General features: G+C 71.7%; 22 protein-coding genes and 1 pseudogene. 8 read left to right on the top strand and 15 right to left on the bottom strand.

What is annotated here, in order from left to right:
* Positions 1-108 precede the first annotated feature (108 nt).
* Positions 109-981: an arginase family protein gene (locus tag LY12_RS01765; protein WP_253852896.1), complete on the bottom strand. Its 873-nt coding sequence runs from the start codon at positions 979-981 to the stop codon at positions 109-111.
* Positions 982-1,026: 45 nt separating this feature from the next.
* Positions 1,027-1,992 carry an AraC family transcriptional regulator gene (locus LY12_RS01760; protein WP_253852894.1) on the bottom strand — a complete coding sequence of 322 codons (966 nt, stop codon included), beginning with the start codon at positions 1,990-1,992 and terminating at the stop codon, positions 1,027-1,029.
* A 119-nt stretch (positions 1,993-2,111) separates the two neighbouring features.
* On the opposite strand from LY12_RS01760, the pseudogene LY12_RS26205 reads away from it, so the two are divergent.
* Both LY12_RS26205 and LY12_RS01755 read left to right on the top strand, forming a co-directional pair.
* A pseudogene (locus LY12_RS26205) lies at positions 2,112-2,288 on the top strand (NAD(P)H-binding protein); the annotation flags it as partial.
* 59 nt (positions 2,289-2,347) lie between these two features.
* Entirely contained in the window at positions 2,348-2,944 is a 597-nt protein-coding gene (locus tag LY12_RS01755; RefSeq protein WP_253852891.1) for a Rossmann-fold NAD(P)-binding domain-containing protein, read from the top strand.
* 15 nt (positions 2,945-2,959) lie between these two features.
* Here LY12_RS01755 and LY12_RS01750 read toward each other — a convergent pair whose 3' ends face one another.
* The 3 genes from LY12_RS01750 to LY12_RS01740 all read right to left on the bottom strand — a co-directional run bounded on the left by LY12_RS01750 (position 2,960) and on the right by LY12_RS01740 (position 10,417).
* Positions 2,960-6,334 carry a pyruvate carboxylase gene (locus LY12_RS01750; protein ID WP_253852889.1) on the bottom strand — a complete coding sequence of 1,125 codons (3,375 nt, stop codon included), beginning with the start codon at positions 6,332-6,334 and terminating at the stop codon, positions 2,960-2,962.
* 117 nt (positions 6,335-6,451) lie between these two features.
* Positions 6,452-8,608: an ATP-dependent DNA helicase RecG gene (gene recG / locus LY12_RS01745; protein WP_253852886.1), complete on the bottom strand. Its 2,157-nt coding sequence runs from the start codon at positions 8,606-8,608 to the stop codon at positions 6,452-6,454.
* A gap of 81 nt (positions 8,609-8,689) precedes the next feature.
* Entirely contained in the window at positions 8,690-10,417 is a 1,728-nt protein-coding gene (locus LY12_RS01740) for a DAK2 domain-containing protein (protein WP_253852884.1), read from the bottom strand.
* 148 nt (positions 10,418-10,565) lie between these two features.
* On the opposite strand from LY12_RS01740, the gene rpmB reads away from it, so the two are divergent.
* Entirely contained in the window at positions 10,566-10,757 is a 192-nt protein-coding gene (rpmB, locus tag LY12_RS01735; protein WP_075846683.1) for a 50S ribosomal protein L28, read from the top strand.
* A 274-nt stretch (positions 10,758-11,031) separates the two neighbouring features.
* Here the strand turns inward: rpmB and LY12_RS01730 are convergent, their stop codons facing one another.
* A complete protein-coding gene (locus LY12_RS01730; protein WP_253852882.1) occupies positions 11,032-11,664 on the bottom strand; it encodes a LysE family translocator in 633 nt (210 codons plus the stop codon).
* Positions 11,665-11,726: 62 nt separating this feature from the next.
* Between LY12_RS01730 and LY12_RS01725 the strand changes: the two genes are divergently transcribed.
* On the top strand, positions 11,727-12,233 hold the full coding sequence (locus LY12_RS01725; RefSeq protein WP_253852881.1) for a CGNR zinc finger domain-containing protein: 507 nt from the start codon (positions 11,727-11,729) through the stop codon (positions 12,231-12,233).
* A gap of 225 nt (positions 12,234-12,458) precedes the next feature.
* Here the strand turns inward: LY12_RS01725 and LY12_RS01720 are convergent, their stop codons facing one another.
* The 4 genes from LY12_RS01720 to LY12_RS01705 all read right to left on the bottom strand — a co-directional run bounded on the left by LY12_RS01720 (position 12,459) and on the right by LY12_RS01705 (position 15,229).
* Positions 12,459-13,121 carry a uracil-DNA glycosylase gene (locus LY12_RS01720; protein ID WP_253854803.1) on the bottom strand — a complete coding sequence of 221 codons (663 nt, stop codon included), beginning with the start codon at positions 13,119-13,121 and terminating at the stop codon, positions 12,459-12,461.
* Between the two features lie 90 nt (positions 13,122-13,211).
* Positions 13,212-13,733: a gamma carbonic anhydrase family protein gene (locus LY12_RS01715; RefSeq protein ID WP_253852880.1), complete on the bottom strand. Its 522-nt coding sequence runs from the start codon at positions 13,731-13,733 to the stop codon at positions 13,212-13,214.
* A gap of 4 nt (positions 13,734-13,737) precedes the next feature.
* Positions 13,738-14,220, bottom strand: a complete 483-nt coding sequence (locus LY12_RS01710; protein ID WP_301301743.1) for a GNAT family N-acetyltransferase — start codon at positions 14,218-14,220, stop codon at positions 13,738-13,740.
* Positions 14,221-14,230: 10 nt separating this feature from the next.
* On the bottom strand, positions 14,231-15,229 hold the full coding sequence (locus tag LY12_RS01705) for a thiamine-phosphate kinase (RefSeq protein WP_253852878.1): 999 nt from the start codon (positions 15,227-15,229) through the stop codon (positions 14,231-14,233).
* A 90-nt stretch (positions 15,230-15,319) separates the two neighbouring features.
* Between LY12_RS01705 and LY12_RS01700 the strand changes: the two genes are divergently transcribed.
* Positions 15,320-15,559 carry an Lrp/AsnC ligand binding domain-containing protein gene (locus LY12_RS01700; protein WP_183778557.1) on the top strand — a complete coding sequence of 80 codons (240 nt, stop codon included), beginning with the start codon at positions 15,320-15,322 and terminating at the stop codon, positions 15,557-15,559.
* A 76-nt stretch (positions 15,560-15,635) separates the two neighbouring features.
* Positions 15,636-16,436: a DUF3515 domain-containing protein gene (locus LY12_RS01695; RefSeq protein ID WP_372493419.1), complete on the top strand. Its 801-nt coding sequence runs from the start codon at positions 15,636-15,638 to the stop codon at positions 16,434-16,436.
* A 54-nt stretch (positions 16,437-16,490) separates the two neighbouring features.
* Here LY12_RS01695 and LY12_RS01690 read toward each other — a convergent pair whose 3' ends face one another.
* Positions 16,491-17,588 carry a D-alanine--D-alanine ligase family protein gene (locus tag LY12_RS01690; RefSeq protein ID WP_253852876.1) on the bottom strand — a complete coding sequence of 366 codons (1,098 nt, stop codon included), beginning with the start codon at positions 17,586-17,588 and terminating at the stop codon, positions 16,491-16,493.
* Positions 17,589-17,599: 11 nt separating this feature from the next.
* On the bottom strand, positions 17,600-19,000 hold the full coding sequence (pdxR, locus tag LY12_RS01685; RefSeq protein WP_253852874.1) for a MocR-like pyridoxine biosynthesis transcription factor PdxR: 1,401 nt from the start codon (positions 18,998-19,000) through the stop codon (positions 17,600-17,602).
* Between the two features lie 82 nt (positions 19,001-19,082).
* Between pdxR and LY12_RS01680 the strand changes: the two genes are divergently transcribed.
* Positions 19,083-19,751, top strand: a complete 669-nt coding sequence (locus LY12_RS01680; protein ID WP_253852872.1) for a pyridoxamine 5'-phosphate oxidase family protein — start codon at positions 19,083-19,085, stop codon at positions 19,749-19,751.
* Between the two features lie 272 nt (positions 19,752-20,023).
* Here LY12_RS01680 and LY12_RS01675 read toward each other — a convergent pair whose 3' ends face one another.
* From LY12_RS01675 to LY12_RS01665, 3 genes are all read right to left on the bottom strand, one after another.
* Positions 20,024-20,539, bottom strand: coding sequence for a cysteine dioxygenase (locus LY12_RS01675; RefSeq protein ID WP_253852870.1), 516 nt, complete (start codon positions 20,537-20,539; stop codon positions 20,024-20,026).
* A 314-nt stretch (positions 20,540-20,853) separates the two neighbouring features.
* Positions 20,854-21,912, bottom strand: coding sequence for an NAD(P)H-dependent glycerol-3-phosphate dehydrogenase (locus LY12_RS01670; RefSeq protein WP_253852868.1), 1,059 nt, complete (start codon positions 21,910-21,912; stop codon positions 20,854-20,856).
* Entirely contained in the window at positions 21,905-22,603 is a 699-nt protein-coding gene (locus LY12_RS01665; RefSeq protein ID WP_253852866.1) for a lysophospholipid acyltransferase family protein, read from the bottom strand. Before LY12_RS01665 ends, LY12_RS01670 begins: the two co-directional genes overlap by 8 nt.
* Before the next feature lie 75 nt (positions 22,604-22,678).
* On the opposite strand from LY12_RS01665, the gene LY12_RS01660 reads away from it, so the two are divergent.
* Complete coding sequence (locus tag LY12_RS01660) at positions 22,679-23,440, top strand: CofC family guanylyltransferase (protein WP_301301741.1); 762 nt, start codon at positions 22,679-22,681, stop codon at positions 23,438-23,440.

The raw sequence follows: 23,440 nt of genomic DNA, 5'->3' as shown, positions 1-23,440 counted from the left end.
GAGGCGGCGGATCCGGTGGCGGTGCGCTCCCGTCACGGCGGCCGGGCCGTCACTGCGGCCGTGCGGTCACTGCGGCGGGGTGGTCACTGCGGCCGTGCGCTGTCCATGTCAGTGGCCGGATTCCAGGGCCCTGCCGAGGGCGTCGACGACGGGCACCAGCCGCCGCAGCGACGCCTGGTCGGTGGTCGCGCACTCGGTCAGCGAGGCGCCGACGACCCGGCCCTGCGACGACGCGGCGTCGATGGCCGCCACGAGCCCGTCGATCGTGAGGCCACCCGGTTCGCGATAGCGCGTGCCGTCGAACGCGGACGGATCGAGGACGTCCAGGTCGACATGAAGATATACGGGCCCTTCCGCCACGGCGTCGTGCACCGCGGCGGGGTCGGCGGGCGGCGGCACGTGCCGCACGATCCCGCCCGCCACGACGCGGCGTTCCTCCGGGTCGAACACCCGAGTGCCGATCAGCACGGCACGCCCCGGTTCGACGGCCGGACTGGCGTCGAAGTCCCGGTCGACGGCGGCGGCCGGAGCGCCGGGCACCGGGGCGCCGCCGACCCGGCCGCACAGGGCCCCCAGCACCATGCCGTGGAAGGCACCGGACGGGCTGCTCGCCGTGGTGTTGCAGTCCGCATGCGCGTCGAACCACGCCACAGTCAACTCCGGTCCGTGGCGCCGGCGTGCGAACCCGACCGGGACCAGGTCGACGCCGCAGTCCCCGCCGACGGTCAGTACCGGCCCACCGGGTCCCAGCGCCGCCAACACGGCATCCCGGTTGCGCACCAGCGCGTGCCGGTGCCCGACACCGTCCACAGTGGCCGTGGCGTCCGCAACCACGGGCACCTCACGCACCTGACCATCAGCGACATCCACACCGAGGACGTCTCCGGCAAGGGCTGCGAGGGCGCGGCACCCGGCGGGGAGCGACTGCGCGGCCTCGGCGGCGAGCGCTCCTTGCCACTGCGGTATCGCCCGGATCTCCACGAGCACAGCCTACAGCGCCGCCCACGGGTGACCGGTACGCCGAGTTCACCGGTCACCGATGCGGTGCGCACGCGGCGAGACCCCGCGGTGCCGTTTGAACGCGGCACTGAAGGCGAAGGCGTTCGCATACCCCACCGTGCGGGCGATCGTGTCGGCCGTGTCGTCGGTGCCACGCAACAGATCAGCGGCCACGGTCATGCGCCAGTCCGCGAGGTACGACATGGGCGGGGTGCCCACCAGCACGGCGAACCGGCGGGCGAACGCCGCCCGGGACACGCCGGTACGGGCGGCCAGCGCGGCGACCGTCCACGGTGCACCCGGTTCGTCGTGGATCAGCCGGAGCGCCTCACCCACCACGGGGTCACCCTGCGCACGGAACCAGCCGGGGGCGTCGCCGCGTTGCCCGCCCAGCCACGTCCGCACGGTCTCGACGAGGGCGAGGTCGAGCAGCCGGTCGAGGACGGCCTGCTGCCCGGGCCCGGGATCGTCGAGCTCGGCGATCAGCAGGTCGAGCACCGGGGAGGCGATGTCGGCGGCCCGCACCAGAGCCGCGTCCGGCAGCGCGGCCAGCAGCCGGGCGCCGACGTCGCCGGTGACGCTGTAGGTGCCCGTGACGAGCACGGAGGAATCCGGCGACTCCCGGCCGGCCCATGTCCGCCGGAACTCCTCCGTGAGATCGGCTCCGTCCACTGTGGTCAGCCGATTGCCGGGGCCGACGACGACCGACGGCGGCGTGTCCACCTCGTCGGCCACGATGTGTGGCGCGGGACCTTTGATGACCGCGACCTGCCCCTCGTCGATCCGCAGGGGCCGCACGACCCCGGGTTCGCCTCCCACCTCGGGCTCGCGGTCCTCGTCGGGCACGAGCCAGGCGTGGCCGCGCGTCACCGTCACGAGTGCGAGCCGCGCTCCGTCGGCGATCCGCAGCGCCCACGGCGGTTCGAGCACGCTCCGGCAGAAGGCGGCCGACCGTGCCCTGACTCCCGCCAGCAGATCCGCCAGGGCATCCATACCGGCCAGCGTAGACGATCCGACATGAAAGCGAGCGGTTCGAGCATGGAACGTCTCGCTCGACGCGACGACCGTGGACATCGTCAGCACACGAGCCCGACGACCGATCGGAGACCACCATGTACGCCATCACCGGAGCCACCGGACACGTCGGCGGAGCAGCCGTTCGCGAGCTGCACGCCCGCGACCTGCCCGTCCGGCGCGTCGTCCGCGACCCCGCCAAGGCGGGCGCCGCCGACGCCGTCGCCGACCTCACCGACCCGACCGCCCTGGCCGCCGCGTTCCGGGGTTGCGACGGCGCGTTCGTCCTCGTCCCCCCCCGCTCCCGAGCGGTTCCGACACCAAGCACCGGCACGTGGCCGACACCATCGCCACCGCCGTCCGCGACAGCGGCGTCGGCCACGTCGTCGCGCTGTCGTCCTGGGGCGCCCAGCACGAAACCGGTACGGGCCCGATCCGCTGGCTCCACCATCTCGAGCGGATGCTCGACAAGACCGGTGCCGTCGTCACCGCGGTGCGGTCACCGCACTTCCAGGAGAAGGTGGAGGCGACGCTCGGCGCCGCGACCGAAGCCGGGATCCACCCCGTGTTCGGCGACTCAGCGGACGTTCCCACCACCATGGTGGCGACCCGTGACATCGGGGAGCTCGCCGCCGCGGCACTGGTCGACCCGCCCGCCGCGAGCGAGATCGTGCACCTCGACGGGCCCGAGTACACGGAACGGCAGGTGGCCGAGAAGCTCGGGACCGTTCTCGGAAAGCCGCTCGACGTCGCTCTGCTGCCCCGCGAGGCGTGGGAGCCGACGCTCGTCGACGCGGGCGTGCCGCCCACGCTCGCCGCCGAACTGGCGGAGATGTACGACGCCGAGTCCCGCGGACTGCTGCAGCCCGCAGGCGACCGCCGTCACCGGTGCGTCACCGAGCTCGACGACACCCTCGCCGCGCTCGCGTGACGCACCGGTGAGCGGTCACTCGAGAACGATCAGCAGGTCACCACCTTCGACCTGCTGCACCGCGTTGATGGCGAGCCGCCGCACCGTGCCACCCGTGTGGGCGGTGATGGCGGCCTCCATCTTCATCGCCTCGATGGTCGCCACCGTGTCGCCCGCCTCGATGGCGTCGCCCTCACCCACCTGCAGCGTGACGACACCCGCGAACGGCGCCGCGACCTGGTTCGGATCGCGGCTGTCGGCCTTCTCCGCCGCAGGCACGTCGGTGGCCACGGACCGGTCGCGCACCGGGATCGGCCGCATCTGACCGTTCAGTGTGGACATCACGGTGCGCATGCCGCGTTCGTCGGCCTCGCCGATCGCCTCGAGCGCGATGAACAGCCGCACTCCCGGCTCGAGGTCCACCGTGTACTCCTCCGCGGGCCGCAGGCCGTAGAAGAAGTCCTTGCTCGGCAGCACGCTCGTGTCGCCATAGGCATGGCGATGGGCGTCGAACTCCCTGGTGGGGCCCGCGAACAGCAGCCGGTTCAGGGTGGCCCGCCGATCCGTATCGAGCGCCTTCTTGTCCTCTTCGGACAACGTCGACTCGGGCTTGACCTCTGCCCGGCCCTGAAGGGCCTTCGTGCGGAACGGCTCCGGCCAACCGCCGGGCGGGTCACCCAGCTCGCCGCGCAGGAAGCCGACGACCGAGTCGGGGATGTCGAACTTGCCGGGCTCGGCCTCGAACTCGGCCGGCGCGACGCCCGCACCCACGAGGTGCAGCGCCAGGTCACCGACCACCTTGGACGACGGCGTGACCTTCACGATGTGGCCGAGCATTCGGTCGGCCGCAGCGTACATCGCCTCGACCTCTTCGAAGCGGTCGCCCAGCCCGAGCGCCTTGGCCTGCGTGCGGAGGTTGGACAGCTGACCGCCGGGGATCTCGTGGTCGTAGACGCGGCCCGTCGGCGAGGCGAGTCCCGCCTCGAACGGGGCGTAGATCTTCCGCACCGTCTCCCAGTACGGCTCGAGGTCGCCGACCGCGCGCAGGTCCAGCCCGGTCGGCCGGTCGGAGTGATCCGTCGCGGCGACGATGGCCGACAGCGAGGGCTGTGACGTCGTGCCCGCCATCGACGCGACCGCCCCGTCCACGGCATCGGCTCCCGCCCGGATCGCGGCCAGGTACGTGGCGAGCTGGCCTCCCGCCGTGTCGTGCGTGTGGATGTGCACGGGAAGGTCGAACTCCCGGCGCAGCGCCGTGACGAGCTTCTCCGCGGCCGGGGCGCGCAGCAGGCCCGCCATGTCCTTGATCGCCAGGACGTGTGCGCCCGCCTCGACGATCTGCTCCGCCAACCGCAGGTAGTAGTCCAGTGTGTACAGTTTCTCGCCCGGGTCGGACAGATCCGACGTGTAGCACAGCGCCACCTCGGCCACCGACTTGCCGGTCGCCCGCACGGCATCGATGGCGGGCCGCATCTGCGAGACGTCGTTGAGGGCGTCGAAGATGCGGAAGATGTCGATGCCCGTCGCCGTGGCCTCTTCGACGAACGCGTCGGTGACCTCGGTGGGGTACGGCGTGTAGCCGACGGTGTTGCGCCCGCGCAACAGCATCTGCAGGCACACGTTCGGCATCGCCTCCCGCAGCAGCGCGAGGCGCTCCCACGGGTCCTCGGCGAGGAACCGCAGGGCGACGTCGTAGGTCGCGCCACCCCAGCACTCCACCGACAGCAGTTGCGGCAGCGTGTGGGCCACGGTGGGCGCGATGGCCGTCAGATCCTTCGTGCGCACGCGCGTGGCCAGCAGCGACTGGTGGGCGTCGCGGAACGTCGTGTCGGTGACACCGACCGTGCCGGAGGTGCGCATCCACTGCGCGAATCCCTCGGGGCCGAGCTCGGTGAGCTTCTGCTTCGACCCCGCGGGCGGCGCTCCGGCCGGCACGGCAGGGATCTTCTCCTCCGGGTCGACCAGCCGCGGCCGCTCGCCGTTCGGCTTGTTGACCGTCACGTCGGCGAGGTAGGTCAGCAGCCGGGTGCCGCGGTCCGCCGAGTGCCGTGCGGTGAGCAGGTGCGGCCGCTCCTCGATGAAGGCCGTGGTGACCCGCCCTGCCTGGAAGTCGGCATCGTCGAGCACGGCCTGCAGGAACGGGATGTTCGTCGCGACACCGCGGATACGGAACTCGGCGAGCGCACGCCTGGCCCGGCCCACCGCGGTGTCGAACGTCCGCCCGCGGCAGGTGAGCTTGACCAGCATCGAGTCGAAGTGCGCGCTGATCTCCGTGCCCGAGAACGCGGTGCCGCCGTCCAGGCGGATGCCCGACCCACCCGGGGACCGGTAGGCGCTGATCATCCCGGTGTCGGGGCGGAAGCCGTTGGCAGGGTCCTCGGTCGTGATTCGGCACTGCATCGCCGCGCCGCGCAGGTAGATCGACTCCTGCGACAGCCCGAGGTCCGGCAGGCTCGCCCCGGAGGCGATGCGCAGCTGCGACTGCACCAGGTCGACGTCGGTGACCTCCTCGGTCACCGTGTGCTCGACCTGGATACGCGGGTTCATCTCGATGAAGACGTGGTTGCCGCTGCGGTCGACGAGGAACTCGACGGTGCCCGCGTTGCGGTAGCCCATCTGCCGGGCGAGCTTCACGGCGTCGGCGCAGATCCGCTCACGCAGATCAGGGGCGAGGTTCGGGGCAGGCGCCAACTCGACGACCTTCTGGTGCCTGCGCTGCACCGAACAGTCGCGTTCGTAGAGGTGGATGACGTCACCCTGGCCGTCGGCGAGGATCTGGACCTCGATGTGCCGCGGCTCTACGACGGCCTGTTCGAGGAACACCGTCGCATCGCCGAACGCGGACTCGGCTTCGCGGGAGGCCGCCTCGATGGCCTCCCGCAGGTGCGCCGGGTCCTCGACCCGCCGCATACCGCGCCCGCCACCGCCGGCGACGGCCTTGACGAACACCGGGAACGTCAACTGGTCGGCGGCGGCGACCAGTTCGTCGACGTCGGCCGACGGGGCCGACGAGCCGAGCACCGGCACCCCGGCCTCGCGCGCGGCCGCGACGGCGCGGGCCTTGTTGCCGGTCAGTTCGAGGGTCTCGGCGTCGGGTCCGACGAACGTGATGCCCGCTTCCTCGCACGCGCGCGCGAGGTCGGGGTTCTCGGACAAGAAGCCATACCCTGGGTACACGGCGTCCGCCCCGGCGCGCTGCGCGGCGCGGACGACCTCGTCCACGGACAGGTAGGCCCGCACCGGATGTCCCGGTTCGCCGATCTCGTAGGCCTCGTCGGCCTTCAGTCGGTGCAGCGAGTTGCGGTCCTCGCGTGGAAACACGGCCACGGTTCCCGCGCCCAGTTCATAGGCCGCGCGGAACGCACGGATGGCGATCTCGCCCCGGTTGGCGACGAGTACTTTGCGGAACATTCCCGGTCCTTCCGTCCCTCGGATCGGTCGCGGGGCACGTTACCCGCTACCTCCCGTCTCGTGGGAGCTCCTTCCCACGGGTCGGGAACGTCCGGGGGCGTCGGTGCCGGGGTGAGGCTAGGACTTCTCCAGGTATTCGGCCCGTTCGGAGTCGATGACCTCGGCGACCATGCCGGCGAGGCCGGGGCTGCCTGTGAGTTCCGGGTCGGCGCCCACGACCTCCTGCGCGACGCTGCGTGCCCGCGCGATCACGTCCTCGTCGTCCAGCAGCGACAGCAGTTTGAGCGCCGACTTCGTCCCGGACTGGGCCGCACCGAGGATGTCGCCCTCCCTGCGCAGCTCGAGATCCAGTTTCGACAGCTCGAAGCCGTCGGTCGTCGACTCCACCGCACCCAGCCGCTGCCTCGTGCTGGTGCCGTCCGGCACCTCCGTCACGAGCAGGCACAGTCCCGGCTCGGAACCCCGGCCGACGCGCCCGCGCAGCTGGTGCAGCTGGCTCACGCCGAACCGCTCCGCGTCCATGATCACCATGACGGTCGCGTTCGGCACGTTGACGCCGACCTCGACGACCGTCGTCGCGACGAGCACGTCGAGGTCCCCTGCGGCGAACGCGCGCATCACCGCGTCCTTGTCCTCCGTCGGCTGCCTGCCGTGCAGCACCCCGATCCGCAGGCCGTGCAGCGGACCCTCCTCCAGCATCGGCACCAGGTCGAGCACGGCGAGCGGCGGGCGTCGATCACCCGTGTCACCCGGCGGTTCGTCACCGATCCGCGGGCAGACGACGTACGCCTGCCTGCCCTTGCCGACCTCCTCGGCGATCCGCTGCCACGCACGGTCCAGCCACGACGGCTTCTCCGCCACCGGCACCACCGTCGTGGCGATCGGCGACCGGCCCGACGGCAGTTGGCGCAGCGCCGAGGTCTCCAGATCGCCGTAGACGGTCATCGCCACGGTCCGCGGGATCGGTGTCGCCGTCATGACGAGCACGTGCGGGCTGGTGCCGTCGGCGCCGCGGGTGCGCAGCGCGTCCCGCTGTTCGACACCGAAGCGGTGCTGCTCGTCGACGACAGCCAGCGCGAGATCCGCGAACGTCACGTGGTCCTGGATCAGCGCGTGCGTGCCGACGACGATGCCCGCCTCGCCCGAGGCCGCTTCGAGCAGCGCCCGTTTACGTTCTTTCGCGCTCATCGACCCGGTGAGCAGCGTTACCTTCGTCGCATGGTCGGCCGCACCCAGTTCACCGGCCGTGCCGAGGTCGCCGAGCAGTTCCCGCAGCGACCGTGCGTGCTGGGCGGCCAGCACCTCCGTCGGCGCCAGCATCGCCGCCTGCCTGCCCGCATCGATGACCTGCAACATCGCCCGCAGCGCCACGATCGTCTTGCCACTGCCGACCTCGCCCTGCAGCAACCGGTTCATCGGATGCGCCGTCGCCAGGTCGGCTGCGACGACCTCCCCGACCTCCCGCTGGCCCTCGGTGAGCTCGAACGGGAGGCGCTCGTCGAAGGCCGCCGCGATACCGCCGTCGACCCGCGGACAGGCGCGCGCCGGATCGCTCACCTCGGCCAGTCTGCGCTGCGCGAAGATCAGCTGGATCGACAGCGCCTCGTCCCATTTGAGCCGCTCCCGCGCGACGTCGAGCTCCTCCTGGCTCTCCGGGCGGTGGATCCCGCGCAACGCCGTGTCGAGGTCGGTGAGGCCGTGTTCGGCCCGCAACACCTCCGGCAGCGGGTCGTCGACCGGGTCGAGCGTGTCGAGCACCTGCCGCACGGCCCGCGAGACCGCCCACGACGTGATCCCGGCCGCCGCGGGGTACACGGGGATGATCTGCTTGACGAAACTGTCCACTGCGGACGATCCGTCGTCGGCATCGTCGAACAGTTCGTACTCCGGATTGGACAGTTGCAGATTGCTGCGGAACGCCGACACCTTGCCCGCGAACAGTCCGCTCCGGCCCGGCCGCAGTTCCTTCTCCCGCCATTCCTGACCGAAGAAGGCGCACGACATGCGGCGACTGCCGTCGGTGAGCACGACCTCGAGGATCTGCCCCCTGCGATTCTTCATGGGACGCCGCTTGGTCGATTCGATCCGCGCCAGCACCGTGGCGTACTCGCCGAGTTCGAGACCGACGATGTCGGTGAGCTCGCCGCGGCGCGCATATTTGCGCGGGTAGTGCCGCAGCAGATCGACGACCGTGTGCAGATCGAGCGAGGCGGCGAGCGCCTTCGCCGTCTTGGCACCCAGCACACCGGAAAGCCTGTCGGCCATCGTCGTCATGTCACTCGCCTGTCCGCGTCGCCCTGTTCCCACACGTCCGTGCCGGCGCTCTGCCTCCGACCAGCACTCGGCACCGCCGATTCACTCGACGCCCATCAGCAGCACCGCATCAGACTGCCCACCGTAGTAGCACACCAGTTCGACCTCCGGATGGCCGACGCGCAGATGCTCCGACAGCACGTCCTCGACACCGGGCGGCGAGCCGGCGCCGGTCAGGACCGTGACCAGTTCCCCGCCGACCGCCAGCATCCGCTCCAGCACGTCGACGGCCGCCTTCGTGACATCGGCGGACTGGCCGGTCAGCACGACCTCGCCGTCGACCAGCCCCAGCACGTCACCGGCACGCACCTGGCCGACCCACGTGAGCGCGTCCTCGCCCGCGATCACGATGTCGCCGCGCCGGGTCGCGGCGGCCGCCTCGGCCATCGCGACGACGTCGGCGCCCGCCCTGCGTTCCGGATCGTGCACCGCCAGCGCGGCCAGCGCCTGCGCGGGCGAGGCGCACGGCACGACGACCACGTCACGTTCGGCCAGCACGGGATGCCCTGCCGCACGTTCGGCGACCGCGGTCAGGTCCACCCCGCCGGGCACGACCGTCACGTGTTCCGCCGCCACCTCTCCGATGAGGCCGAGCAGCTCCTCCGTCGTCGGCTCGGCACCCGCCGGCACCGGCAGCACCGGCACGCCTTCCGCTCCGACCAGTTCGGCCACCCCGTCCCCGCGGAGCACGGCGACGACGGCACGATCGGCGGCGGTGCTCTCCGGTGGAGCCGGCGTCATGAGCGGTTCGACCCGCACCCGATGGGGCCTGCCGCGCCGCAGCCCGGCTTCGAGCGCCGCACCGATGTCGTCGCAGTGGACGTGCACGGCGTGGTTTCCCGCCCCGTCTCCCGCGACCGTGACGCTGTCGCCCAGTTCGGCCAGGTCGCGCCGCAACGCGGCGAGCGCGGCGTCCTCGGTGTCGGGGTCGAGGTCGGAGAGCAGGTACATCACCTCCCACGCCTGCGGCGCCGGCAGCGCCGACGTGACTGACACCGCGCGGTCCGACGTGACGGCGGCCTCACCCGCGACGACGGCCGCCAGAGCGTCGAGCACAGCCACCAGGCCGCGGCCGCCGGCATCGACCACCCCGGCAGCCGCCAGCGCGGCCAGCTGGCGCGGGGTTTCCGCCAGCGCCTCGGCCGCGGTCCGCGCGGCCGTGCGCGTCACCGCCTCGAGCGTGACGGCGCCATCCGCCGTGACACCGTTGCCCCTGCCAGCGCCGTTGCCGGCGTGCGGGTGGGTGCCGTCGCCGTGGGTGCCGTGCGGCTCGGCGCTGTTTCGGTCGGTGTTGTCCTCGTCGGCGCCGGTTCCGTCGGTGAGGTTGCCTCCGTCCGGTTCGACGGCGATGCCGACCGCGTGCAGCACGCTGAGCATCGTCCCCGCCACGGGTCGTGCGACCGCGCCGGTGGCGCGCGCATCGGCGTGCCTCAGGGCGACGGCGAGGCCCCGGCCGTCGAGCGTCGCGGCCGCGCCCGCCGACTCGGCGAACCCGCGCAGGACCTGCGACAGGATCACCCCGGAGTTGCCGCGCGCCGCCGCGACCGCGCCTTCGGCCAGCACCCGTAGCGCCTCGCCCGCGTGTGCCACCTCGGGACGTTCCGCCAGCGCGCTGCGGGCGGCCGTGACGGTGTGCAGCAGGTTGGAACCGGTGTCGGAGTCCGCGACCGGGTAGACGTTGATGCCGTTGATGTCGGCGCGCAGCTCCTCCAGGCTCCGTACGCAGGCGGCCGCCCACGCACGCACAGCCGCAGCGTCCAGGGAGTGCACCGCTTGTTCCTCCTGCAGGGACAATGTGGGTTCGATGCGAGCGTATCGACCCGGATGGAGCCGCGGAGAGCGTACCGGCTACCCTGTTCGAGATGCCCGGCATTCCCGGGCGGATTGTGTTTACCTACTTTCTCGAGGAGTGTTCGACGTGGCTGCCGTGTGCGACGTCTGTGGCAAGGGGCCGGGCTTCGGCAAGTCGGTCTCGCACTCTCACCGGAAGACCAACCGCCGGTGGAACCCGAACATCCAGACCGTGCACGCGAAGCTCGGGCTTTCCCAGAAGAAGCGTATGAACGTGTGCACTTCCTGCCTGAAGGCCGGCAAGGTCGTTCGGGGCTGACGCCTCAGAATCCGAAGCTCTCGGGGCCCCGGGGATCGTTCGACCCCCGGGGCCCCGTGCTGTGTGCGTACCCCTCGCGCATGTCCTGCACCGCGGAACCGTGTTGCGGATTCCGGGGATCGTGTTGCGACCCCAGGGGCCCGTGTTGCGGATTCCGGGGACCGTGTTGCGACTTGAGGGGGCCGTGTTGGGCCCAGGTGTCCCCATCGCCACCCGAGGAGTGCGCCACGAGCCTGGATGCGGTCTCGAGCGCCTGCGCTCGAGACCGGCGTCGTCAACGGAGCGAGTCGGCAACCAGCGCGGCGGCCAACGCTCCGTAGACCGTCGCGGCGAGCCGTTCGAACACCGTGCGCACCCGCGGACTGTCGAGTAGCCGGTCCCGAACGGCGCCCGCGAGCTGGCCGGTGGCGAGGTCGACGGCCAGGCCGATCACCTGCAGCAGGAGACCGAGCAGGAGCAGCTGCAACGCCGGATTCGCGGCGGCATCCCCCAGGAACTGCGGCAGGAACGCGGTGAAGAAGAGCAGGATCTTCGGGTTCGACAGGTTCACCAGGAAGCCGCGCCGGAACGCCCGCGGCTGCGGTGCGGCGTCGACCGCGACCGGCGCGCCGGCACTGCGCCAACTCGTCCACGCCAGGTAGCCGAGGTACGCGGCTCCGCACAGTCGGATCACGTCGCCGACCTGCGGCATCGCGGCGAGGAGCGCACCGAGGCCGAGGGCCGTCAGCACGACGTACACGCTGACGCCCGCGGTGATGCCGAACGCCGCCCGCGCCGCCGCGCGTCGGCCGTCGCGCAGGCCGGTGGCGACCATGAACGCCATGTCGGGCCCCGGCACGACCATCAGCACGACGACCGCTGCCAGGAACGCGGGCAGCACCCCGACGTCGATGTAACCAGAAACCATGATTGATCAGGTTACACGGACGCGTAACCACATGGAATGACATAACGGGTTAGCGTGGTGAGATGCCGGATGTTCCCGTACTCGAGATGCGCGACGTGGTGGCGTTCGTGAACGAGTTCGCCGACGCGGCCCGCGAGGCCGCGGGCCAGCAACACACCCCCCACCCCGACGCAGCGGAGCTGCTGACCTGGACCGCACCACTGCCGGACATCGACGGCCTCGTCGCCGCAGCCAACGCGATCCATCCGCTGTTCGCCGCGGGCACAGCCACCCACGAGCACCTCAACGACCTGCTGCTGTCCCTGCGGCCGGTACCGGTGGCGACGGCCGACGGGCTGCGGTGGGCCGTCGACGACCCCGGAGACGTCCTGGTCGCCGCCCTCGCCGCGGCCGTGTTGGCGTGGCTGCTGCGGCACGAGCCGGACCGGCTCGGCACCTGCCGGGGCGCGAACTGCGTCGACGTCTACGCCGACTCCTCACCCGCGGGCCGACGCCGGTTCTGCTCGACGACCTGCCTCAACCGGCACAAGGTCGCCGCCCACCGACGCCGCGCCGCAGGCACCGGCTGAGGCCGTCGCGCTGGGAGGTGCGGCCCGGGCCGCCGATGCACCGACACCGCTCCGACGGGCGTCGTGCCGCACCGCCGGGCCGGTGGTGCGGCACCTGCGGGCGCAATACGGCCCCCGGAATCCGCAACACGGCCCCCGGAACCCGCAACACGCGCCCCGGAATCCGCAACACGCGTGCCCGAACGCAGGACACGCGGGGCTGAGTGCAGGACACGCGGGAGGCGGTTACGGGAGGCGCCAGTCGAGCGGGTCGGCGCCCTGGGCCTGGAGGAGCTCGTTGGCGCGACTGAACGGCCTCGACCCGAAGAAACCGTTGTGCGCCGACAGCGGGCTCGGGTGCACGGACTCGACGCACCGCTCGGCCCCGATGAGCGGCTTGAGTTTGCGCGCATTGCTGCCCCACAGAATCGCCACGAGCGGCTGATCACGGGCGGCGAGCGCGCGGATGGCCTGCTCGGTGACCTGCTCCCAACCTTTGCCCTGATGCGAGTTGGGCTTGCCGGGCTGCACCGTGAGCGACCGGTTCAGCAGCAGCACACCCTGCCGGGTCCACGGCGTCAGGTCGCCGTTGGACGGCATCGGATGCCCGAGGTCCTCGCAGTACTCCTTGTAGATGTTGACGAGGCTCTTCGGCAGCGGCCGCACGTCCGGCGCCACGGCGAAGCACAGGCCGATCGGGTGTCCCGGCGTCGGATAGGGGTCCTGGCCGACGATCAGCACGCGCACGTCGGCGAGCGGTTGCTGGAACGCCCGGAGGATGTGTTCGCCCGAGGGCAGGTAGGTCCGTCCCGCGGCGATCTCGGCGCGCAGGAACTCCCCCATCGCTCCGATGGTGTCCGCGACCGGTTCGAGCGCCTCGGCCCAGCCCGCCTCGACGACGTCGGCCAGCGCATGTCCGGAAGTACCCGTGGAAGTCACGGCCCGGACTCTAGCGCGCCGGTGGGACCGCCCTCACAGTCAGGCGAGCGTGCGCAACGGTCAGTCGAGCCTGCGCAGTTCCGCCCGGTACCGTTTCGCCCGCTCGACGTAGCCGTCGACGATGCGCGCGATCGCGTCGGCGCCCAGCGAGGTGTTCTCCCGCGTCCTGGCGGGCACGCCGAGCGCGATGTGGCCCCACGGCACGTGCCCGCGGTACGACACCACGGCGCCCGCGCCGACCACGCCGCCGTCCTCGACGACCGTTCCGTTGAGGACCACGGAGCCGGACGCGAGCAGACAGCCCGTTCCGATGGTCGCGCCTTCGACGTGGACGTTGTGCCCGATCGCCGACGCTGGCCCGAGGATCGTCGGCTGCCCCTTGGCGACGTGGACGATGCAGCCGTCCTGGATGTTGGACCGCGCGCCTACCTCGATGCGGTCGTTGTCCGCGCGCAGCACGGTCTGCGGCCAGATCGACGCCTCGGGGCCGATGCGCACGTCACCGATCAGCGTCGCGTCCGGATGGACCCACGCGTCGGGATGGATGTCGGGTTCGAGATCGCCGAGCGCGTAGATCGCCATCCCGCTACTCCAGTTCCTTCGCCATGCAGACACTGAGCGAATCCTGGGCGTACACGCCGAACTTCTCGATCTCGTGGTAGCCCGACGAACGGTACAACGCGATGGCCTCGGGCTGTTTGTGCCCGGTCTCGAGGACGATGCGCCCGCACCCGTGTTCGGCGGCGGTGCGTTCGAGCGCGGCGAGCATCACGCGCGCGTGGCCGCGCCCACGCTCGCCGTCGACGACGAACATGCGCTTGATCTCGGCATCGCCCGCGCGCAGCGAACCGTCGTCGGCGGTGTGGGCGCGCCAGCCACCACAGGCGACGGGCGCGTCGTCGCGGTAGCCGACGAGGAAGATCCCCTGCGGCGGCGCGAACTCCGCCGGGTCGACGGGTGTGACGTCGGGATCGCCGTAACGGCTGACGTACTCCTGCTGCACGAGGTCGATCAACTTGGTCGAGTCGGGGTGGTCGAAGGCGAGCACATGAATGTCCACGCCGTCCATGTAACCCGATTCAGCGCCAGTGTTCCCAGCCGATATCGCCGTCGTAGGGCTTGCCGTCGACCGTGACGCCCGTGTCGGGCATCAGCACGGTGCCGATCTGCCGCCAGCCCTGCGGAAGGTCGACGAACGAGGGGAACGTCGCCACGAGGGCGTGATCCTCCCCACCTGTGAGCACCCACCGCATCGGATCCGCCCCGAGCGCGTTCGCCACGTCGACGAGTTTGCGGTCGACCTCGAGCGAATCGGTGGCGAGGTCGATGCCGACGTCGGACTCCTCGGCGAGGTGCCCGAGATCGGCGAGGAGCCCGTCGGAGACGTCGATCATCGCCGTGGCGCCCGCATCGGCCGCCGCGGGGCCCGCGGTGTAGGGCGGTTCGGGAGCGCGCTGGGCGTTCACCACCCCGACCGGCGACCGGAATCCGCGGCCGAGCACCGCGAGCCCGGCGGCGGCCCAGCCGAGCCTGCCGCACACGGCGACGATGTGGCCCGGGCGGGCGCCCGACCGCGTCACCGGTGCGCGCCCGCCCAGGTCGCCGAGCGCGGTGACGCTGACCACCAGCTGGTCGGACCGCACTACGTCGCCGCCCACGATGCCTGCGCCCACTCGCGCGGCCTGCGCCGTGAGACCGTCGGAGATGCCGGTCGCGACGGCGACGTCGGTGTCCGCCGGGCAGCCGAAACCGACCACCAGCGACGTCGGCCTCGCCCCCATCGCGGCGATGTCGGCCAGGTTCACCGCGGCCGCCTTGTGCCCCACCTGCTCGGGACTGGACCAGTCGAGGCGGAAGTGCACCCCTTGCACGAGGACGTCCGTGCTGATCACCACACGCCCGTCCGGTGCCGCCACCACCGCCGCGTCGTCGCCGGGTCCGACGACCGTGCCCGCGGGCGGCTGCTGCCTGCCGGTGACGTCGCGGATCAGCCCGAACTCGCCGACATCGGCGACCGTGCCACCAGTGCCCTCCCCCGTTCCGGCGTTCCTGCCTCTGCCGCTGTCCCTGCCCTCCACACAACACCTCCGGTGCCCCACCTGCGGTACCTTGCAGCGACGTTACCTATCTTGGGCCCACGGGGGCCGAAACGGACGGAGGGACGCGCCGTGGTGCACGCATACATCCTCATCCAGACCGAGGTCGGCAAGGCCGCGTCGGTGGCCGCCGCGATCGCCGAACTGCCCGGAGTGGCCAGCTCCGAGGACGTGACCGGCCCGTACGACGTCATCGTCCGCGCGGAGGCCGACAACGTCGACGACCTCGGCCAGCTCGTCGTCGCCAACGTGCAGAACGTCGACGGCATCACCCGCACCCTGACCTGCCCGGTGGTGCACCTGCCGCAGTGACGGGCCCCGCCCGCGGCACGAACCGCCCGCGGGCCCGTTGCCGTGACCGACCGACGCCGAGGACCGAGACGACCGCATGACCGACAGCTCCGACACGCCCGACCGCGCACGCCGACCCGACGGCCCCGGTGAATCCGCCGGGCCGGACGAGTCGGCCGGCGCGGCCGACTCGGCGGACACGTCCGGCACGACCTCGGAGCCGGAGCGAGAGCCGAAGCCAGAGCCGGAACCGACGGCGTCCGGCACCGCTGCCGATACCGGAGCCACCGATACCGGGGCAGTTGATAGCGGGCCAGTTGATAGCGGGCCAGTTGATAGCGGGGCGCCGCCGCGGAAACTGCTCGTCGCGGCGGCCGTCCTCGGCGTGGCACTGGTGGCGGGGGTCGGGGCACTCGGTCTGTTCGGCGGGGACGGCGAAACCGGCCCCGCAGGTGGCGCGCAGGCCGACGCCACGGGCCCGGCCGGACCGCTGCCGCTCGTGTCGATTCCCGCGCCGGAATCGGGCAGCGACGCGTGCCGCCGCATGCTGGAGGCCGTGCCCGACCAGCTGACGTCGTCGGGCGAACGGTTGCAGCGACGTGAACTGGCCGATCCGGCACCGCCTGCGACCGCGGCCTGGGGGCGCGACAGTCCGGTGGTACTGCGCTGCGGTCTCGACCGGCCGCCGGAGCTGAAGCGCACGTCCTCGCTGCGTCAGATCAACGGGGTGCAGTGGCTGCACGTGCCGGACGACACGAGCCCGAGCGCCACGTGGTACGTCGTCGACCGGCCCGTCTTCCTCGCGCTCACCGTTCCCGAGGGAACGGGGACCGGCCCGCTGCAGCGGATGTCGGACCTGGCCGACGAGACGATGAAGCAGGTCTCGCCCACCTTCTGACGATCCGCCGCGTCCCAGGGCCGCACGCAGCCGCGGCACCTGCGGCGGACCGGCTCAGCGCAGGCCGGTGCCGCGAGCGATCGCCGTGTCGACCAAAGTGGACAGCAGTGTCGGGTAATCGACGCCGGTGACGGCCCACATCTTCGGGTAGGCCGACGTCGTGGTGAACCCCGGCATCGTGTTGACCTCGTTGATGACGAGGTCACCCTCGGCGGTGACGAAGAAGTCGACCCGGGCCAGTCCCTGGCAGTCCAGCGCGCGGAACGCTTCGACTGCGCACGCACGCAGACGTTCGATCACGTCGTCGCCGAGTTTGGCGGGAATGTCGAGTTCGGCGTCCTCGCCGAGATACTTGGTCTCGAAGTCGTACCAGGCGTCGGCGTCGTCGGCCAGCACCCGGATCTCCGCGGGCAGCGACGCCTCGACGCGGCCGTCGGGGAATTCGAGCACGCCGCACTCGACCTCGCGGCCCGTGACGCCCGCCTCGATGAGCACCTTCGGGTCGGTCTCACGTGCGAACGCGATCGCGTCGTCGAGCCGGGCCCAGTCGGTCACGCGCGTGATGCCGACCGACGAACCCGCCCGTGCCGGCTTGACGAACACCGGCAGCCCCAGGCGTTCACGCTCGGACTCGTCGAGGGTGGACTGTCCACGGCGGACCGTCGCGTACGAGCCGACGGGAAGCCCCTCCGCGACGAGCAGCTTCTTCGCGAACTCCTTGTCCATCGCCGCCGCGCTGGCGAGCACGCCCGCACCGACGTAGGGGATGTCGGCCATCTCCAGCAACCCCTGGATCGTGCCGTCCTCGCCGAAAGCGCCGTGCAGCACGGGGAACACGACGTCCACCTCGGACAGCACCTCGGCCTCCCTGCCGGGTTCGAGGCTGACGACGCTCTTGCTCGTCGGGTCGCCCGCGAGCACGAGCGCGCGGCCGTCGTCGACCGTCGGCAGTTCACGACCGCGGATCTCGAGGGCCTTGGGGTCGTCGGTGCCCAGTACCCAGCCACCCGCCGGGGTGATGCCGACGGGCACGACCTCGAACCGTTCGGGGTCGAGATTGTCCAGCACGCAGCCTGCGGACACGCAGGAAATCGTGTGCTCACTGCTGCGGCCGCCGAACACCACGGCCACGCGCGTCTTGCGGCTACTCATGACCGGTCACCCTACCGGTGCCGCATCCGGGTCAGGTCAACGAGCGTCGGCACGCATTCGGCGAGCTCGGACCGCGAGCACCCGGCGTAACCGACCAGTACGCCGTGTGCCGTCGGGGCGGTCGCGAAGTGCCGGGCGAGACCGTCGAGCAGCACGCCGCGGCGCTTCCCCGCCGCGATCCGCTCCCGTTCGTCCTCCGCCGACGGCAGCGGCACCACGAGGTGCGCGCCCGCGTCGTCCCCGAGCACGGGCACGCCCGCGGTGGCGAACGCGTCGACGAGGATCGACCGGCGGTCCGACAGCTCCCGCCGCAGCCTGCGCAGGTGCCTGCCCAGGTCGCCGTGCCGGGCGAGTTCGACGACCACGTGCTGGCCCGCGGGCGACGGGCGCGTGCCGGTCAGGTCGCGGTGTTCGAGCACGGCCCGCGTCACCGAGGGCGGCGCGACCATCCAGCCCGCACCCAACGTGGGTGTGAGGATCTTGCTCGTGGTGCCCAGGTGCACGACGACGTCCGGGGCGAGCGAGGCCAGCAACGGCAGCGGGGCGACGTCGTAGCGCAGCTCCCCGTCGTAGTCGTCCTCCACGACGAGGAAATCCCGATCTCTGGCCAGCTCGGCGAGCTCGACACGACGGGAGGCGCTCATCCGGCAGCCCATCGGGTACTGGTGCGCCGGCGAGCAGTACACGACCCGCGCTCCCGGCGGGATGCGGTCGGTGCGCAGTCCCTCCTCGTCCACCGGCACACCCGCGACGCGCATACCCGCGCGGGAGAACGCCTGCACCGCGCGCTGATACCCCGGTTCTTCGACGGCGACGAGATCGCCGGGGGCCAGCACGGCCGCCGCGAGTTCGATGACCGCGGCCGTCGTACCCCCGGTGGCCAGTACCGACTCGGTACCCGCGTCGAGTCCGCGGTGCCGCAGCAGGTGTTCGGAGATCACCTCGCGGTACTCCCCCAGCCCGGTCCTGGACAGGTACACAGCGGGAGGAGTGTCCGACGCCGCCCGCCACGCGCGCCGCCACGCCGACCGGTCCAGGCCTTCCGCCCACGGCACCCCGGGCAGCAGGGCGAGCCTGCCCGGCGGCAGCTCGTCCCGCGCGGCCGCGGAACGGTGTTCGGGACGGGCGCTCGGCGGTGACGTCGTGACGTACGTGCCGGAACCGTGTTTGCCGACGATCCAGCCCTCGGCGTGCAGCTGTTCGTAAGCGGCGGCCGTGACGGTCCGGCTGACGCCGAGCCTGCCAGCCAGCGCGCGGGTGGACGGCAGGCGGTCACCGCCGCGCAGATGTCCCGACGAGGCCGATTCGCGGAGCGCATCGGCGAGCTGCACGGCCAGTGGCACGTGCGATTCTCTGTCCAGCGTTACCGGCAGCGCCGTTTCACGTGTCGGCGTCGCCTCGGCGTGGGTCACACCGTCCCCTTCAAAGTGGACTCCTGAACTTGCCTGACTGTGGACATTCCACCATGCCACTGTGTCGACCATCGTCAGGCCCATGACGACGTCCCCGCCGCTGTCCGCCACCGCCCGCAGCACAGTGACCCGCAAACAGCAACGGGCCGCCACCGACCGCGCGGAGTTGCACGCCGTGCTCGACGCCGGTCTGATCTGCCACCTCGCACTCGTCTCCGGCGACTCCCCGCTGTGCATCCCGACCGGGTACGGCCGCGACGGCGACACGCTCTACCTGCACGGCTCCACCGGGTCCGGCAACGTGCGCACCGCCGCCCGCGGCGTGGACGTCTGCGTCACGGTCACGATTGTCGACGGCATCGTCTACGCGCGCTCGCTGAACAACCACTCGATGAACTACCGCTGCGCCGTCGTGCACGGCCGCTCCCGCGCGGTGACCGATGACGCCGAACGCGAGCACGCCCTTCGCGTGATCAGCGAGCACCTCGCACCCGGTTCATGGGATTACGCCCGCACCCCGGACGCCAAGGAACTGGCCGGCGTCGCGGTGCTCGCCCTCGACCTGACCGAGGCCTCGGTGAAGATCCGCGGCGGCGATCCGAGCGAACAGCCCGTGGACGACGATCGCGACGACGTGTGGGCGGGCGTGATCGACGTCCGCACCGTGTTCGACCCGCCTCGGGCCGCGGCGTACGTCCCGGACGACCTGCCGGTCCCGCCGCACGTCGCCGAACGAACCGCCGACCACTGACCGCGTGTCCTGCACTCAGTACCGCGTGTTCTGCACTCGCCCGTCACCCGACCACCGCCCCTCAACGCCGCGCTGTCGCGCGACTGCGCCCCGCGCGTCCTGCATTCGACGTCGTTCACACGTCGAGGCGGCCACCCGCCGGCCTGGCGCTGCCCACAGCGCGCCCTGGCACGGCCGTCCGAATTCGAATCCCGGTTGTCCGGATGCAGAACTCGGCCGACCGAGTGCAGGACACGCGTGCAGGAGTGCAGGACACGCGAGGAAGGGGTGAGTCAGCCGGGTTCGGACACGATTCCGGCGAACGGGTCGACGTGGACCGGCCGGACGGTGCGTCCCTCGGCGCGGTAGACGTGCACACTGATGGCCGGATCCGGACCGTCGTTGCGGACCTCGTGCACGTACCCGGGACCGAACACGCGGGACTGGCCCTGGCCGAGTGTGTGCACCTCGGCGGCCGCCTGCCCGGCCGCGCCGGTTCCCGCGTACTCACCGGCGGGCCTGCGCCTGACGGTTTCGATGAGCGTGCCGGACACCACGGTGAACGCTCCGGTGGCGAAGCCGTGGTCGTGCACGCCGGTGAACTGGCCAGGCAGCCAGCTCAGCAACCACACCTCGTCGTCGCCTGCGCGATCGATCAGCGCAGCGAACCGCTCGTCCGGGTCATAGCGCAACATCGTGCGCCACCGGTCACGGTCGAGCGCGTAGTCGCGGGCGACACGGACGGGGTGCCGTGCGGCGCGGGCGGCCGATTCGGGCAGGGCGACGGTGTTCTCGGGAACGGCGAACATGGGCGTGCAGGAATCCTTGCTGTCGAGAGGGAATCGTCGAAGAGACGTCGAGCGGTTGCGGTGCGGACTCGGAGGTCACCGGCAACAGCGACAACAAGGCGCGCAGCACGTACCGCGGCGACCGATGAGCGGTCGCCGTGGCGCGGATACGTTCTGCGTCAGCACATCTGCAAGAGAACCAGCCCTGCCGTGGAGCGTCAAGCCGATTCCACGGAATGAAACCTCGGGTGCGACGTGCGACACCCGCGGTGGCCGGTGCACCGGGTCGGCACACCGGCCACGCACCGGCGCCGGTGCCCAGCCGTCGCGGACGCTCACATGCGCTCGGGCTTCTGCTCCCGTCCGAGGAGTTCGGCGCCGACGGTCACGGGGTCGATGCCCTCGTGGCACACGCGGTACATCGCGTCCGTGATCGGCATGTCGACACCGGCACGGTGGGCCAGGTCACGGATCGAGCGGCACGACATGACACCCTCGGCGACCTGGCCGCCCACGGCCTCCTGCGCCTGCTCGATGGTCTCGCCGCGGCCGATGCGCTCGCCGAACGTGCGGTTCCGCGACAACGGCGAGGAACACGTGGCCACCATGTCGCCGACGCCCGCCAGGCCCGCGAAGGTCATCGGGTCGGCGCCCAGTTTCGCGCCCAGTCGCGCCGTCTCGGCCAGCCCGCGGGTGATGAGCGTCGCGACGGTGTTGGCGCCGAAGCCGAGTCCGGCCGCGATACCGCACGAGAGCGCTACGACGTTCTTGCAGGCGCCCGCGAGTTCGCTGCCGACGACATCGGTGTTGGTGTACGGCCGGAAGTACGACGTGAACGCCGCCTCCTGCACGGCGACCGCGCGATCGTGGTCGCCGCACGCGAACACGCCCGCCGCGGGCTGGCCCGCGGCGATCTCCTTGGCCAGGTTCGGCCCCGCCACGACGACGACGGAGTCCTCGGCGACACCGGCGATCTCACCGATGACCTCGCTCATGCGCTTGAGCGTGCCCAGCTCGACGCCTTTCGCCAGGCTCACGAGGATCGTGTCGGCCGGCAGCAGCTCCCGCCAGCGGCCGAGGTTGGCGCGCAGACTCTGACTGGGCACGGCGAGCACGACGGCGTCGGGGCCGTCGAGTGCCGCGGCGGCGTCCGACGTCGCGGTGAGGTTGCCCGGCAGCACCACACCGGGCAGGTACCCGGAGTTCGTGTGCTGCTCGGCGATCTCGGCAGCCACCTCGGGCCTGCGCGCCCACATCGTGACGTCGGTGCCCGCGTCGGCCAGGATCTTCGCGAACGTCGTGCCCCACGAACCCGAACCGAGCACCGTCACCGTCCGCACGGCCCGCTGCCGCGCCGGTCCTGCGCCGTCGGGGCGTCCCGGGTGTTCAGGCATCGCGGCCGGCCTTCGCGGGCGGCTCCTCACCACGAATGTCGGCCAGCAGCGTGGTGACCTCCGCCATGAGCAGGTCGGTGACCTCGCGCAGCACGTCGGGCGTCGGGGACTTGTCGCGATAGGCGCTCAGATCCACCGGCTCCCCCACCACGTGGGTCACGGTCTTGCGCGGCAGCGGGCGGAATTTCTTCGTATAGCCGTTGAGGACCTCCTGCGTGCCCCAGCGCGCACACGGGATGACCGGTACGTCGTTGGCCAGCGCCAACCGCGCGACGCCCGTCTGCGAGTGCTTCGGCCAGAACTCGGGGTCCTTCGTGATCGTGCCCTCGGGGTAGATCACGATGACCTTGCCGTCCTCCAGCGCCTGGTGTGCCGCCTTGAGGCTGTCGCCCGCCGAGCTCGTGCCGCGGGCGACCGGAATCGAGCCGGCGCCGGTCATGATCTTGCCGAAGATCGGGACGCGCACGAGGCTCGCCTTGGCGAGGAACCGCGGCACCCGTTTGGCCTGGTGCACGAACACCGCATCGACGGCCGGATCCAGGTGTGACACGTGGTTCATCACCAGCAGCACGGGACCGGTCCGGGGAATGCCTTCGAAGTTCCGGTACTCCCGCCTGCTCAGGTACGCCAACGGGTAGAACAACGCCGCCGCGGCGCCGACCCAGAAGCCGCCCTTCTCGCGATCCGCCAAGACTCCTCCTCGCACACTTCCACGCTACGGCGGTCGATCCTCCCACAGGCGCCGGACCACGAGAGATGCGCGAAGATGACCGATGTGACCGTCACACTCCTCGTGCCGATGAAGCCGCCGCACGTCGGCAAATCCCGGCTCCGCGGAGCACTCGCCTCGCCCGTTTCGCCTGGTTCTCCCGGTGACGGTGCGATGAGGGGCGCCGAGATGCACACGTCGCTGGTGCTCGCACTGGCCAGGGACACGGTGTCGGCGGCCCTCGATACGCCCGGCGTCGGCCGCGTGGTGGTCGTCACACGTGACGTCGACGGGCTCGCATCGCTGGCCGATCTGGGTGCCGATGTGATCGACGACCGCGGCGCACGGGATCTGAACACCGCCCTGCTCACGGCCGAACGGCTCGTCCGCGCCACCCTCACCACCGGGCGGCCGGGGTCGGGCTGCGCGGGCGGGACGAGTGGCACACGCGGGACGGGCGATGTCGTCGGGGCGTTGCAGGCCGACCTCCCGGCGCTGCGCAGTTCCGATCTCGTGGCGGCACTCGCCGAGGCCGACGGCCGCCGGGCCTACGTCGCCGACCGGCACGGAACCGGCACCACGCTGTTGCTGTCGGCACCGGGTCGGCCGCTGGCACCCGCCTTCGGGCCCGGTTCGGCCCACGCGCACGCGCGTTCGGGAGCGGTCGCGGTGACCGCCGCGGCGCCGTCGCTGCGCGCCGACGTCGACACCGCGTCCGACCTGCGCCACGCCCGCACGCTCGGTCTCGGCCCGGGCACCACCGACCTGCTGGGACGGGCAGGTGCCGTCGCGGCGGCGGCGCACCGTCGGGAGGGTTAA

The sequence above is a fragment of the Prauserella alba genome (assembly GCF_024171735.1).
GTDB lineage: Bacteria > Actinomycetota > Actinomycetes > Mycobacteriales > Pseudonocardiaceae > Prauserella > Prauserella alba.
The sequence above is the reverse complement of the archived record's forward strand: the minus strand, read 5'-3'. Positions and strand labels throughout refer to the sequence as shown.